Genomic DNA, 14,538 nt, shown 5'->3' on the forward strand with positions numbered 1-14,538 from the left:
AACGCGTAACAGATCGGACCAGAACACGCGGGTTTGCAAATTGCACAATTAAGCTGAAAATGATTTCCACTTTGCGCAAGGAGATACCTCAATGGTTACGCCCGTCCCCGCTAAACGCGGCAAAAAACCGCGCGGCACTCCCGCCGCGCCGCCGGCCAGCGGTCAGGTGCAGTCTCTGCAACGCGGCCTGCATCTGCTGGAGCTGATCGCCGACTCCCACGGCAGCGTGGCGCTGACCGAACTGGCGCAGCAGGCTGGATTGCCTAACTCCACCACGCACCGTTTGCTGACGACGATGCAGCAGCAAGGCTTCGTGCATCAGACCGGCGATCTCGGCCTGTGGACGATTGGCGCGCACGCCTTTGTGGTCGGCAGCAGTTTTTTGCAGAGCCGAAATCTGCTGGCGCTGGTTCATCCCGTGCTGCGCACGCTGATGGAAACCTCTGGCGAAACGGTCAATCTGGCCGTGCTGGATCTCAGCGACTATCAGGCGGTGATCATCGATCAGGTGCAGTGCACCCAGCTGATGCGCATGTCGGCGCCGATTGGCGGCAAGCTGCCGATGCACGCCTCAGGCGCGGGCAAGGCTTTTCTGGCGCACCTGAGCGATGAGCAGGTCACCGCGCTGCTGCATCAGAAAGGACTGCACCACTACACGCCCAATACCCTGATGTCGCCGCAGAGCCTGAAGGCCAATCTGGCGCAGGTACGCAAAGGCGGTTTCGCCTTTGACGATGAGGAGCATGCGCTGGGACTGCGCTGCGTCGCCGCGCCTATCTACGACGAGCACGGCGAGCCTTTTGCCGCCCTGTCGATATCCGGGCCGATCGCGCGTATGACGGACGATCGCATTACCGAGCTGGGCGCGCTGGTGATCCGCGAGGCGCGTCAGGTGACGCTGGCCTACAGCGGCCGCTAAGCCAGTTCGCGGGCGTAGCGCACGCTGAAGCGCTGCGCCTGGCGCCAGGCAATCACCTCTTCCACATGCCCCTGCCGGATGCGCTGCTGCTGTGCACGCCACCAGCCCGCATCGAAGAGTTCAGGATGCAGCTGTTGCAGCAGCGCGCCGGTCGCGGCCTCGCTGCACAGCGCATAGCGGAAGGTTTCGGGAAAGACATCGTCCGGGCCGACGCTGTACCAGGGTTCGGCGCTCAGTTCGTCTTCGTCGTAGCGCGCCTGCGGCACGTCGCGGAAGTGCAGCTCATCCATGGGCCGGATTTCATCGTAGTCGTAAAACACCACGCGTCCATGTCGCGTCATGCCGAAGTTTTTAAACAGCATATCACCCGGAAAAATATTGGCCGCCGCCAGCTGTTTGATGGCGTGGCCATACTCCTCAACCGCGTGCCGCCGCTCTTCGCTGTTCGCCTGCGCCAGATAGAGGTTGAGCGGCTGCATACGCCGTTCCAGCCACAGATGGCGGATAATCAGGCGGTCGCCGTCGATATGCATCTTCGTGGCAATGCTGGCCTGAAACTCCGCCATCAGCGTAGGCGGGATACGCGCCAGCGGTAGCGCAAACTGCTCGAACTCCAGCGTGTCCGCCATACGTCCGACGCGGTCGTGCTCTTTGACCTGCTGATAACAGGCGCGCACCTGCGCCTCCGTCACCTCTTTCTGCGGCGCAAAGCGATCGCGGATCACTTTGAAGACGCGATCAAAGCCTGGCAGCGTAAAGACTAGCATCACCATGCCGCGCACGCCGGGCGCTATTTTGAATGCCGCGTCGCTGTGCGCCAGCGCATGCAGATAGTCGCGATAGCTTTCGGTTTTGCCGTGCTTCTGGCAGCCGATGGCCATATAGCGTTCAGAGAGCGTTTTGCCTGGCAGAATCGGCTGGAGCCACGCCACCAGCGCAGCGGGCACCGGCGCGTATACCATAAAGTAGGCGCGGGCGAAGCCGAACACGATGCTGGCGTCGTTAGCATCCGTCAGGCAGGTATCGATCCATAACTCGCCCTGGGCGGTGCGCTGAACCGGTAGCAGACAGGGAAAAATGGCGTGCGGCAGGTGCAAACGCGCTACGATCCACGCGGTTTTATTACGGAAAAAGAGCTCGCTGGCCACCTCCAGCCAGCCGCCATCCAGCCTGAAATGCTGTTGCAGATGGCGCAGGATATAACTGGCGTCGCGCGCGCGGTCCTGCCAGGGCAGCGTCAGCGTGGTATCGCACAGCACCTGCTCCAGCATCGCCTGCCAGCCGTGCTGCGGCTGATAGCGACGCGCCAGCGGTCGTGCAGGCTGTGAGGCGTGGTGCTGGGTGGAGAAGATAAACAGCCGCTTCGGCTGCAGGTGGGTATGTCCATGCAAACGACAGTAGACTGAATTGAAAAAGCTTTCGGCGATTTCCGCACGCGGATAGTCCGGCAGCAGCGCTTCATAATCCTGTTTTACCTGTGGCCAGAACGCATCGTCCCAGTGTGCCGCGTCGTTGAGTATGCGCAGCTGATCCACCACCAGCGCGACGTGGCTATCGTAAAGGTGGATGCGCGTTTTCATCGCCTGCTGTACCGCCTGCCAGTCAGCCTGTTCAAAGCGCTGCTGCGCGCCAGCGGTAATATCAAGAAAGCGACCATACTGCGCGTCAAAGCCTTGCAGAATGGTATGAGCAATTAAGGATTCGCGTGGTGGCACAGGCAGCTCCCAACAAAAGCCTGCCCAAACGCGTTGGGCAGGCCATGTGACACGGGGTTAAAACTGGTGCTGTTCGGTCGAGCCGGTCAGCGCCGTCACTGACGAATGGCCGCCCTGGATCAGCGTGGTGACCCGATCGAAATAGCCCGTCCCAACCTCCTGCTGATGAGATGAGAAGCTGTAGCCTTTATCGCGCGCCGCAAACTCCGGCTGCTGTACCTTTTCGACGTAGTGGCGCATGCCCTCTCCCTGGGCATAAGCGTGCGCCAGGTCGAACATGTTGAACCACATGCTGTGAATGCCCGCCAGAGTGATGAACTGGAAGCGATAGCCCATCTCGCTCAGCGCCTGCTGAAATCCTGCGATGGCGCGGTCGTCGAGGTTCTTTTTCCAGTTAAATGAGGGCGAGCAGTTATAGGCCAGCAGCTTGCCGGGATAGCGTGCGTGAATAGCCGTGGCGAAGCGCTGCGCCAGCGCCAGATCCGGCGTCGAGGTTTCGCACCACAGCACATCAGCGTAGGGCGCATAGGCCAGCCCGCGGCTGATCGCCTGCTCGATGCCCGCGTGCGTGCGAAAGAAGCCTTCCGCCGTGCGATCGCCGCGAATAAAAGGCCGGTCATAGTCGTCACAGTCGGAAGTAATCAGATCGGCCGCATCGGCGTCGGTGCGTGCTAACAGGATGGTCGGCACATCCATCACGTCAGCCGCCAGCCGTGCCGCCACCAGTTTCTGTATCGCTTCCTGCGTCGGCACCAGCACCTTTCCGCCCATATGCCCGCACTTTTTCACCGCCGCCAGCTGATCTTCGAAATGTACCGCTGCGGCGCCCGCGCTAATCATCGCTTTCATCAGTTCAAAAGCGTTGAGCACGCCGCCAAATCCCGCTTCGGCATCGGCGACAATCGGCAGGAAATAGTCAATGAACTCCTCATCACCCGGTTCAGCGCCGTTCGCCCACTGGATCTGATCGGCGCGCTGAAAGGTCTGATTGATGCGCTGTACCACTTCCGGCACCGAGTTCACAGGATAGAGCGACTGATCGGGATACATCTGCCCGGCAAGATTGGCATCCGCCGCCACCTGCCAGCCGGAAAGATAGATCGCTTCAATGCCCGCTTTCGCCTGCTGCAACGCCTGGCCGCCGGTGAGTGCGCCGAGGCTGTTAATGTAGCCTTTGCGCGCTGCGCCGTTGAGCAGCGTCCAGAGCTTTTCCGCGCCGCGCTGCGCCAGCGTGCAGGCAGGATTAACCGAGCCGCGCAGTTTAACGACCTCTTCAGCGCTGTAGGGACGCGTGATGCCTTCCCAGCGCGGTGCGCGCCAGGCTTGTTCAAGTTGCTGAGTCTGTTGGGTACGAGTCATGGCAACGGCTCCTTTTTCAGGGGATAAGGCGATAGCCCGGCAGAGTAAGAAATGAAACCAGTTCGTCTTCAGTGGTGATTTGCGCCATCAACCGCGCCGCGTCGTCGTAACGCGTATCGTTAAGCTGGCGTCGTTCTTCATCCAGCATGCGCAAAAAGCTTTCGGCGCTGACGGGCTGACCGTCGCTCAGAGTTTGCTGATGATGAATCCACTGCCAGATAGAGGTACGAGCAATTTCCGCCGTGGCGGCATCTTCCATCAGACCGTCGATCGGCACGCAGCCGTTGCCGCCCAGCCAGGCCTCCAGGTAACGCAGCGCGACGCGAATATTGGCGCGCATACCCGCTTCGGTGCGTTCGCCTGCGCAGGGTGCCAGCAGCTGTGCGGCGTCGACAGGCGCATCGTTTTCGCGCAGCACGTCGAGCTGGTTTTGCCGCTCGCCGAGCGCGGCGTCGAAGACGGCCATTGCCGTATCAGCCAGTCCGGGATGGGCTATCCAGGTGCCGTCGTGACCGTTATCCGCTTCACGCTGTTTATCTTCGCGCACGCGCTGCTGTACCCATTCATTGCGCGCGCGCTCTTTGGCTGGGATTAAGGCGGACATACCGCCCATCGCGAACGCACCGCGACGATGGCAGGTTTTCACCAGCAGTCGCGAATAAGCTTCCAGGAAAGGCTGCGCCATGGTGATCGACTGTCGATCGGGCAGGATGCGGTCGCCATGCTGACGCAGCGTTTTGATATAGCTGAAGATGTAATCCCAGCGGCCGCAGTTAAGGCCGACAATATGGTCGCGCAGGTTCCACAGGATCTCATCCATCTGGAATACCGCTGGCAGGGTTTCGATCAGTACCGTGACCTTGATGGTGCCGCGCGGCAGCTGAAAGCGATCTTCCGTGAAGCTAAAGATCTCGCGCCACCATGCCGCTTCCTGCCAGCTTTCGCTTTTCGGCAGATAGAAGTAAGGCCCGCTGCCTTTGCTGAGCAGCGCGGAAACGTTGTGGAAAAAGTAGAGGGCAAAATCAAATAATCCGCCGGGAATCGCTTTGCCCTGCCACTGCACATGTTTTTCATCCAGATGCAGACCCCGTACGCGACACATTAGCACCGCAGGATCGGCGCGCAGCTGGTAGATCTTTCCGCTTTCGCTGGTAAAGCTGAGCGTCCCATTCACCGCCTCACGCAGCGTTTGCTGCCCCTCCATCAGCTTGCTCCACTGCGGCGTCAGCGAGTCTTCAAAATCCGCCATATACACCTTCACGTTCGCGTTCAGGGCGTTAATGACCATTTTGCGTTCTGGCGGCCCGGTGATTTCCACGCGCCTGTCCAGCAGGTCATCAGGTATGGTGCCGATACGCCAGGTACTTTCACGAATGGAAGCAGTTTCCATATCAAAGTCGGGAAGCTGACCAGCGTCATAACGCTGCTGCCGCTGCTGCCTGAGATCAAGCAGCCTTTCGCGCTCGGCGGAGAAATGAGTGACCAGTTCAAGCAAGAACTGCTGCGCCTCTGGAGTGAGCAGCTGCTGTTCCGCATGGGAGAAGGGTTCTGTGAAGGTAAGATCGCTATGAATTATCGTGTCGGTCATGCGAGATCGCTCCTGTCGCCGATCGGATCCTGTCACAGCGATCCGGTTAAAGGATAATTTTTGAGCTACAGGATCCAAGCATATACTCGCCATTTTCAAAATCAAAAACTATTTCCATTTTAATTTAATATCTCAATTAACCTGATGATTAAAATGAAATTAAACTTCTTTAATTAAAGGGAGGCGTTTTCGAAAAGCGACAGGCATAAAAAAACCGTGACAGCTTTGCAGCTGGCACGGTAAGGACAAACGAGGAAACCGATTATTCGAGCGTGGGATTCATGCGACGCAGATCGAATGGCGTAATCTGGTAGACATAGTAATTCAGCCAGTTAGAGAACAGCAGATTGCCGTGACTGCGCCAGGTGGCGCGTGGCGGCAGCTCCGGGTTGTCCTGCGGGAAGTAGTTGAACGGCACCTCCGGCTGCAGGCCCGCCTCGTAGTCCCGATGGTATTCGCCTGACAGGGTCAACGCGTCATATTCAGGATGGCCGGTAACGAAAACCAGACGCTTGTCTTTGCTGGCCATCAGATAGGCGCCGGTCTGTTCAGATTCGGCGAACAGCTCCAGATCGGTGTAGTCGGTGATGAGCTGCGTCGGGAAATCAGCGTAGCGCGAATGGGGCGCCAGAAAGTTGTCGTCAAAACCGCGCGTCAGCAGCGCGTGCGGATGCAAAATCTGATGTTCATAGACGCCCGACAGTTTGTTTTGCCGCGTCTGTTTAGGGATGCCGTAGAGAATATTAAGCGCCGCCTGCACTGCCCAGCAGACAAAGAGCGTCGAGGTAACGTGCTCTTTCGCCCAGTGCAGCACGCGCTGGATCTGCGGCCAGTAGGCTACGTCGTTAAAATCGACCAGGCCCAGCGGCGCGCCGGTGACGATCAGCCCGTCGAAGTTATCGTGCTGGATATCGTCAAAGTTGCAGTAGAAGTTGTTGAGATGTTCTGTCGGCGTATTACGCGATTCGCGGCTGTCGATGCGCAGCAGCTGAATATCGATCTGTAAGGGCGAGTTGGACAGCAGACGCAGGAACTGGTTTTCCGTCTCAATCTTTTTCGGCATCAGATTGAGCACCAGAACTTTCAACGGACGGATTTCCTGAACACTGGCGCGCGACGAAGTCATGACAAAGACGTTTTCATCACGCAAGAAATTTACTGCCGGTAATTCATCGGGAACCCTGATTGGCATGTGCGACTTTCCTCTTTACAACCGTATATACGTTTAGACATCCAGATGCCCAACAATAGCCTGGCAGCCTGATGATGTCGAGTCTTCATGCGATTTATGAAAATCTTTCAGCTTTAAACGGCAAAAAGAAGAGGAAGGCAAAAAGGATGATAAAGAAAGGACGTGAGATCTTTTTTTCTGGCCTGAAAAGCAAAAAACCCTGACCGTGAGGTCAGGGTTATCGCAGTTGGATGCCTGGCAGTTCCCTACTCTCGCATGGGGAGGCCCCACACTACCATCGGCGCTACGGCGTTTCACTTCTGAGTTCGGCATGGGGTCAGGTGGGACCGCCGCGCTAAGGCCGCCAGGCAAATTCTTGTGCACGGAACGAATCTTTTACGCTGCTGCTGCGTTGGCTGCTCTCGTAAAGTCAGTCACATACCTCAGTATGCTCCTTCCTTTACCGCGCTTGCCGCCTTGCTTCAGCGCAAAATCTTTCGTTCCCGCTAATTCTTTATCCGTTAACAAGCTGAAAATCTCGCGTCTCACAAAACGCCTCTGGCGTTGTAAGGTTAAGCCTCACGGGTCATTAGTACCGGTTAGCTCAACGCATCGCTGCGCTTACACACCCGGCCTATCAACGTCGTCGTCTTCAACGTCCCTTCAGGAGCATCAAGTGCTCAGGGAAAACTCATCTCGGGGCAAGTTTCGTGCTTAGATGCTTTCAGCACTTATCTCTTCCGCACTTAGCTACCGGGCAGTGCCATTGGCATGACAACCCGAACACCAGCGGTGCGTTCACTCCGGTCCTCTCGTACTAGGAGCAACCCCCCTCAGTTTTCCAGCGCCCACGGCAGATAGGGACCGAACTGTCTCACGACGTTCTAAACCCAGCTCGCGTACCACTTTAAACGGCGAACAGCCGTACCCTTGGGACCTACTTCAGCCCCAGGATGTGATGAGCCGACATCGAGGTGCCAAACACCGCCGTCGATATGAACTCTTGGGCGGTATCAGCCTGTTATCCCCGGAGTACCTTTTATCCGTTGAGCGATGGCCCTTCCATTCAGAACCACCGGATCACTATGACCTGCTTTCGCACCTGCTCGAGCCGTCACTCTCGCAGTCAAGCTGGCTTATGCCATTGCACTAACCTCCTGATGTCCGACCAGGATTAGCCAACCTTCGTGCTCCTCCGTTACGCTTTGGGAGGAGACCGCCCCAGTCAAACTACCCACCAGACACTGTCCGCAGCCCGGATAACGGGCCTACGTTAGAACACCAGCCATTAAAGGGTGGTATTTCAAGGATGGCTCCACGCAGACTGGCGTCCACGCTTCAAAGCCTCCCACCTATCCTACACATCAAGGACCAGTGTTCAGTGTCAAGCTGTAGTAAAGGTTCACGGGGTCTTTCCGTCTTGCCGCGGGTACACTGCATCTTCACAGCGATTTCAATTTCACTGAGTCTCGGGTGGAGACAGCCTGGCCATCATTACGCCATTCGTGCAGGTCGGAACTTACCCGACAAGGAATTTCGCTACCTTAGGACCGTTATAGTTACGGCCGCCGTTTACCGGGGCTTCGATCAAGAGCTTCTCCTTGCGGATAACCCCATCAATTAACCTTCCGGCACCGGGCAGGCGTCACACCGTATACGTCCACTTTCGTGTTTGCACAGTGCTGTGTTTTTAATAAACAGTTGCAGCCAGCTGGTATCTTCGACTGGCCTCGGCTCCGGGAGCAAGTCCCTTCACCTACGCGCCAGCGTGCCTTCTCCCGAAGTTACGGCACCATTTTGCCTAGTTCCTTCACCCGAGTTCTCTCAAGCGCCTTGGTATTCTCTACCTGACCACCTGTGTCGGTTTGGGGTACGATTTCGTGTTGCCTGGAGCTTAGAGGCTTTTCCTGGAAGCAGGGCATTTGTTGCTTCAGCACCGTAGTGCCTCGTCGTCACGCCTCAGTGTAAAGTGCACCGGATTTGCCTGGAGCACACACCTACACGCTTAAACCGGGACAACCGTCGCCCGGCCAACATAGCCTTCTCCGTCCCCCCTTCGCAGCAACACCAAGTACAGGAATATTAACCTGTTTCCCATCGACTACGCCTTTCGGCCTCGCCTTAGGGGTCGACTCACCCTGCCCCGATTAACGTTGGACAGGAACCCTTGGTCTTCCGGCGAGCGGGCTTTTCACCCGCTTTATCGTTACTTATGTCAGCATTCGCACTTCTGATACCTCCAGCATGCCTCACAGCACACCTTCGACGGCTTACAGAACGCTCCCCTACCCAACAACGCTTGCGCGTCGCTGCCGCAGCTTCGGTGCATGGTTTAGCCCCGTTACATCTTCCGCGCAGGCCGACTCGACCAGTGAGCTATTACGCTTTCTTTAAATGATGGCTGCTTCTAAGCCAACATCCTGGCTGTCTGGGCCTTCCCACATCGTTTCCCACTTAACCATGACTTTGGGACCTTAGCTGGCGGTCTGGGTTGTTTCCCTCTTCACGACGGACGTTAGCACCCGCCGTGTGTCTCCCGTGATAACATTCCTCGGTATTCGCAGTTTGCATCGGGTTGGTAAGCCGGGATGGCCCCCTAGCCGAAACAGTGCTCTACCCCCGAGGATGAGTTCACGAGGCGCTACCTAAATAGCTTTCGGGGAGAACCAGCTATCTCCCGGTTTGATTGGCCTTTCACCCCCAGCCACAGGTCATCCGCTAATTTTTCAACATTAGTCGGTTCGGTCCTCCAGTTAGTGTTACCCAACCTTCAACCTGCCCATGGCTAGATCACCGGGTTTCGGGTCTATACCCTGCAACTTAACGCCCAGTTAAGACTCGGTTTCCCTGCGGCTCCCCTATACGGTTAACCTTGCTACAGAATATAAGTCGCTGACCCATTATACAAAAGGTACGCAGTCACCCCATAAAAGAGGCTCCCACTGCTTGTACGTACACGGTTTCAGGTTCTGTTTCACTCCCCTCGCCGGGGTTCTTTTCGCCTTTCCCTCACGGTACTGGTTCACTATCGGTCAGTCAGGAGTATTTAGCCTTGGAGGATGGTCCCCCCATATTCAGACAGGATACCACGTGTCCCGCCCTACTCATCGAGCTCACAGAATGTGTGTTTTCGTGTACGGGAGTGTCACCCTGTACCCTGCGACTTTCCAGACGCTTCCACTAACACACAAGCTGATTCAGGCTCTGGGCTGCTCCCCGTTCGCTCGCCGCTACTGGGGGAATCTCGGTTGATTTCTTTTCCTCGGGGTACTTAGATGTTTCAGTTCCCCCGGTTCGCCTCGCAACACTATGTATTCATGTTGCGATAGTGTGTCGAAACACACTGGGTTTCCCCATTCGGACATCGCCGGCTGTTGCGGTTCATATCACCTTGCCGGCGCTTTTCGCAGATTAGCACGTCCTTCATCGCCTCTGACTGCCAGGGCATCCACCGTGTACGCTTAGTCGCTTAACCTCACAACCCACAGGCGTCTTGCGACGTCGCGGATGTGATTATTGAGAGACTCGAACGCGCTGCCTTTATTCCCTGTTACGGGGGAATAACGCGACGCGTCGTTTCAATTTTCAGCTTGTTCCGGATTGTTAAAGAGCATAATACTTCGCAGCCCGCCGTTGCCGGCGCGCTCTGAAGTATTTCAGAAAACAGTATGGTGGAGCTAAGCGGGATCGAACCGCTGACCTCCTGCGTGCAAGGCAGGCGCTCTCCCAGCTGAGCTATAGCCCCATACAGTTACTGCAGAGACCGTCTACATACCAGGAGTGGCATTCTTCGTTCGAGGAATGCGATTTTTTCTCAGGCAAGGCGTGGCGATGCGAAGCATAGTTCACTATGCGAGCCGTCGTCACAACGCAGCATGAGGGAAAATCTGGTAGGCCTGAGTGGACTTGAACCACCGACCTCACCCTTATCAGGGGTGCGCTCTAACCACCTGAGCTACAAGCCTGTAGAGGTTTTTCTGCTCGTTACTTTTCTATCAGACAATCTGTGTGAGCACTTCGAAGGCAGTATCTTCAGGTAAGGAGGTGATCCAACCGCAGGTTCCCCTACGGTTACCTTGTTACGACTTCACCCCAGTCATGAATCACAAAGTGGTAAGCGCCCTCCCGAAGGTTAAGCTACCTACTTCTTTTGCAACCCACTCCCATGGTGTGACGGGCGGTGTGTACAAGGCCCGGGAACGTATTCACCGTGGCATTCTGATCCACGATTACTAGCGATTCCGACTTCACGGAGTCGAGTTGCAGACTCCGATCCGGACTACGACGCACTTTATGAGGTCCGCTTGCTCTCGCGAGGTCGCTTCTCTTTGTATGCGCCATTGTAGCACGTGTGTAGCCCTACTCGTAAGGGCCATGATGACTTGACGTCATCCCCACCTTCCTCCGGTTTATCACCGGCAGTCTCCTTTGAGTTCCCGACCGAATCGCTGGCAACAAAGGATAAGGGTTGCGCTCGTTGCGGGACTTAACCCAACATTTCACAACACGAGCTGACGACAGCCATGCAGCACCTGTCTCAGAGTTCCCGAAGGCACCAAGGCATCTCTGCCAAGTTCTCTGGATGTCAAGAGTAGGTAAGGTTCTTCGCGTTGCATCGAATTAAACCACATGCTCCACCGCTTGTGCGGGCCCCCGTCAATTCATTTGAGTTTTAACCTTGCGGCCGTACTCCCCAGGCGGTCGACTTAACGCGTTAGCTCCGGAAGCCACTCCTCAGGGGAACAGCCTCCAAGTCGACATCGTTTACGGCGTGGACTACCAGGGTATCTAATCCTGTTTGCTCCCCACGCTTTCGCACCTGAGCGTCAGTCTTTGTCCAGGGGGCCGCCTTCGCCACCGGTATTCCTCCAGATCTCTACGCATTTCACCGCTACACCTGGAATTCTACCCCCCTCTACAAGACTCTAGCCTGCCAGTTTCGAATGCAGTTCCCAGGTTAAGCCCGGGGATTTCACATCCGACTTGACAGACCGCCTGCGTGCGCTTTACGCCCAGTAATTCCGATTAACGCTTGCACCCTCCGTATTACCGCGGCTGCTGGCACGGAGTTAGCCGGTGCTTCTTCTGCGGGTAACGTCAATCGACGCGGTTATTAACCGCATCGCCTTCCTCCCCGCTGAAAGTACTTTACAACCCGAAGGCCTTCTTCATACACGCGGCATGGCTGCATCAGGCTTGCGCCCATTGTGCAATATTCCCCACTGCTGCCTCCCGTAGGAGTCTGGACCGTGTCTCAGTTCCAGTGTGGCTGGTCATCCTCTCAGACCAGCTAGGGATCGTCGCCTAGGTGAGCCGTTACCCCACCTACTAGCTAATCCCATCTGGGCACATCCGATGGTGTGAGGCCCGAAGGTCCCCCACTTTGGTCTTGCGACGTTATGCGGTATTAGCTACCGTTTCCAGTAGTTATCCCCCTCCATCGGGCAGTTTCCCAGACATTACTCACCCGTCCGCCACTCGCCACCCAAAGAGCAAGCTCTTCTGTGCTGCCGTTCGACTTGCATGTGTTAGGCCTGCCGCCAGCGTTCAATCTGAGCCATGATCAAACTCTTCAATTTAAGTTTGATTTGCTTAAACCAGTTAAGCGGTGCTCATCTGTAAAACGTCATAATGAATGTCATTATGTGTCCACTCGTGAGGCTTGATATTTTTTAAGCCCGAAGGCTTTGATATCTGCTCCCGAGTGCCCACACAGATTGTCTGATAAATTGTTAAAGAGCGGTGCAGTCAGCGGCGGAGCCTGCTGCTGCGAGGTGGCGTATATTACGCTACTCTCTGTGTCAGTCAAGCGTTTATTTTCGCTCTGACCGACGGTGACTTTCATCACCTCAACACCGCATTCCGTAAGCCGTTGTGCCGTGTCGATGGAGGCGCATTATAGGGAGTCGTTCAGAGAGCGCAACAGCTAAATTGCAGAAAAATGACCGTTCGCTGCATTCCACAGCAAAAGCCCGCCTTATACGTGATTACCCACAAAGTTATCCACAATGCATTTCAAAACGAATTTTTGCGAGCAGCACGCAAACGTTTTCGCTACAATGCCCCGCGACGTCACGGATGCCCCTTTTCGGGGCGTTACCTGAAGTTTCGCCTCTTTTTATTCATAAGAAGATCGCTAAGCTTGATGTAACGCTCTTATTTACGCGAAACAAAGCCAAGGGATAAAACCACCATGCAACAACGTCGTCCTGTACGCCGCGCTCTGCTGAGTGTCTCAGACAAAGCAGGTATCCTCGAATTTGCTCAGGCGCTCTCCAGCCGCGGCGTCGAACTCCTCTCTACAGGCGGAACCGCTCGCCTGCTGGCCGATGCGGGTCTCACCGTTACCGAAGTGTCTGACTACACCGGCTTCCCGGAAATGATGGATGGACGCGTCAAAACGCTGCACCCGAAAGTGCACGGCGGCATTCTGGGCCGTCGCGGCCAGGATGACGCCATTATGGCGCAGCACGCTATCGAACCTATCGACATGGTGGTGGTTAACCTCTATCCCTTCGCGCAGACCGTTGCGCGCGAAGGCTGCACGCTGGAAGATGCGGTCGAGAATATCGATATCGGCGGCCCGACCATGGTGCGTTCAGCGGCCAAGAACCATAAGGACGTGGCGATTGTGGTCAAGAGCAGCGACTACGACGCCATACTGGCCGAGCTGGACGCCAACGAAAACTCGTTGACGCTGGAAACCCGTTTTGACCTTGCGATTAAAGCGTTTGAGCATACCGCGGCCTATGACAGCATGATCGCCAACTACTTTGGCTCGCTGGTTCCTGCCTATCATGGCGAGCGCAATCAACCCGCTGGCCGTTTCCCGCGCACGCTCAATCTGAACTTCATTAAGAAGCAGGATATGCGCTACGGCGAAAACAGCCATCAGGACGCCGCCTTCTATATAGAAGAGAACGTGCAGGAAGCTTCGGTAGCGACCGCGCAGCAGGTTCAGGGCAAAGCGCTCTCCTACAACAATATTGCCGATACCGACGCGGCGCTGGAGTGCGTGAAGGCGTTCAGCGAAGCAGCGTGCGTTATCGTTAAGCATGCCAACCCCTGCGGCGTCGCCGCTGGCGCATCAATTCTTGAGGCTTACGAACGCGCGTATCAGACCGACCCGACCTCGGCCTTCGGCGGCATTATCGCTTTCAACCGCGAGCTGGACGAAGCGACCGCGCAGGCGATTATCAGCCGTCAGTTTGTCGAAGTGATCATCGCCCCTTCCGCCAGCGAAGCGGCGCTGAAAGTCACGGCGGCCAAGCAGAACGTTCGCGTGCTGATCTGCGGCCAGTGGCAGGAACGCGTCGCCGGACTCGATTTCAAACGCGTTACCGGCGGCCTGCTGGTACAGGATCGCGACCTGGGCATGGTGGAAGCGAGCCAGCTGCGCGTGGTCAGCAAGCGTCAGCCGAGCGAGCAGGAGCTGCGCGACGCGCTCTTCTGCTGGAAGGTCGCGAAGTTCGTGAAATCCAACGCCATCGTTTATGCGCGCGACAATATGACCATCGGCATCGGCGCCGGCCAGATGAGCCGCGTCTACTCCGCTAAAATTGCCGGCATTAAGGCTGCGGACGAAGGGCTGGAGGTAAAAGGCTCGGCGATGGCTTCTGATGCGTTCTTCCCATTCCGCGACGGTATCGATGCCGCGGCCGCTGTCGGCGTTACCTGCGTTATCCAGCCGGGCGGCTCTATTCGCGACGAAGAGGTTATCGCTGCGGCAGACGAGCACGGCATCGCCATGATCTTCACTGACATGCGCCACTTCCGCCATTAATTA

Annotated in this window: 6 protein-coding genes, 2 tRNA genes and 3 rRNA genes; 2 read left to right on the plus strand and 9 right to left on the minus strand. The window is 56.5% G+C overall.

Going from position 1 to position 14,538, the window contains the following annotated elements:
* Positions 1-91: 91 nt before the first annotated feature.
* On the plus strand, positions 92-919 hold the full coding sequence (iclR, locus tag PVE98_RS18270) for a glyoxylate bypass operon transcriptional repressor IclR (protein WP_096072417.1): 828 nt from the start codon (positions 92-94) through the stop codon (positions 917-919).
* On the opposite strand, the gene aceK is transcribed toward iclR, so the two are convergent.
* The 9 genes from aceK to PVE98_RS18315 form a co-directional block, all read right to left on the minus strand.
* Entirely contained in the window at positions 916-2,634 is a 1,719-nt protein-coding gene (aceK, locus tag PVE98_RS18275) for a bifunctional isocitrate dehydrogenase kinase/phosphatase (protein ID WP_096072416.1), read from the minus strand. The genes iclR and aceK overlap by 4 nt on opposite strands.
* A gap of 57 nt (positions 2,635-2,691) precedes the next feature.
* Positions 2,692-3,993 carry an isocitrate lyase gene (aceA, locus tag PVE98_RS18280; protein ID WP_096072415.1) on the minus strand — a complete coding sequence of 434 codons (1,302 nt, stop codon included), beginning with the start codon at positions 3,991-3,993 and terminating at the stop codon, positions 2,692-2,694.
* Positions 3,994-4,009: 16 nt separating this feature from the next.
* Positions 4,010-5,581 carry a malate synthase A gene (gene aceB / locus PVE98_RS18285; protein ID WP_096072414.1) on the minus strand — a complete coding sequence of 524 codons (1,572 nt, stop codon included), beginning with the start codon at positions 5,579-5,581 and terminating at the stop codon, positions 4,010-4,012.
* A gap of 262 nt (positions 5,582-5,843) precedes the next feature.
* On the minus strand, positions 5,844-6,773 hold the full coding sequence (gene metA, locus PVE98_RS18290) for a homoserine O-succinyltransferase (RefSeq protein WP_048785049.1): 930 nt from the start codon (positions 6,771-6,773) through the stop codon (positions 5,844-5,846).
* A gap of 232 nt (positions 6,774-7,005) precedes the next feature.
* Positions 7,006-7,121, minus strand: a 5S ribosomal RNA gene (gene rrf, locus PVE98_RS18295).
* Between the two features lie 199 nt (positions 7,122-7,320).
* Positions 7,321-10,227, minus strand: a 23S ribosomal RNA gene (locus PVE98_RS18300).
* Positions 10,228-10,421: 194 nt separating this feature from the next.
* A tRNA-Ala gene (locus PVE98_RS18305) sits at positions 10,422-10,497 on the minus strand.
* A gap of 143 nt (positions 10,498-10,640) precedes the next feature.
* Positions 10,641-10,717, minus strand: a tRNA-Ile gene (locus PVE98_RS18310).
* A gap of 72 nt (positions 10,718-10,789) precedes the next feature.
* Positions 10,790-12,331 (minus strand): 16S ribosomal RNA (locus tag PVE98_RS18315).
* Together the 16S, 23S and 5S rRNA genes with 2 tRNA genes alongside form the textbook arrangement of a ribosomal RNA operon.
* Positions 12,332-12,945: 614 nt before the next feature.
* On the opposite strand from PVE98_RS18315, the gene purH reads away from it, so the two are divergent.
* The gene (gene purH, locus PVE98_RS18320) at positions 12,946-14,535 is read left to right on the plus strand and encodes a bifunctional phosphoribosylaminoimidazolecarboxamide formyltransferase/IMP cyclohydrolase (RefSeq protein WP_096072413.1); all 1,590 of its coding nucleotides are present in this window, start codon (positions 12,946-12,948) and stop codon (positions 14,533-14,535) included.
* Positions 14,536-14,538 lie beyond the last annotated feature (3 nt).

Source organism: Pantoea sp. GABEPS69, assembly GCF_045780835.1.
GTDB classification, from domain to species: domain Bacteria; phylum Pseudomonadota; class Gammaproteobacteria; order Enterobacterales; family Enterobacteriaceae; genus Pantoea; species Pantoea septica.

Coding starts and splice junctions, on each gene's coding strand:
- iclR (WP_096072417.1), top strand. CDS start 92: ATGGTTACGCCCGTCCCCGCTAAACGCGGCAAAAAACCGCGCGGCACT.
- metA (WP_048785049.1), bottom strand. CDS start 6,773: ATGCCAATCAGGGTTCCCGATGAATTACCGGCAGTAAATTTCTTGCGT.
- purH (WP_096072413.1), top strand. CDS start 12,946: ATGCAACAACGTCGTCCTGTACGCCGCGCTCTGCTGAGTGTCTCAGAC.
- aceB (WP_096072414.1), bottom strand. CDS start 5,581: ATGACCGACACGATAATTCATAGCGATCTTACCTTCACAGAACCCTTC.
- aceA (WP_096072415.1), bottom strand. CDS start 3,993: ATGACTCGTACCCAACAGACTCAGCAACTTGAACAAGCCTGGCGCGCA.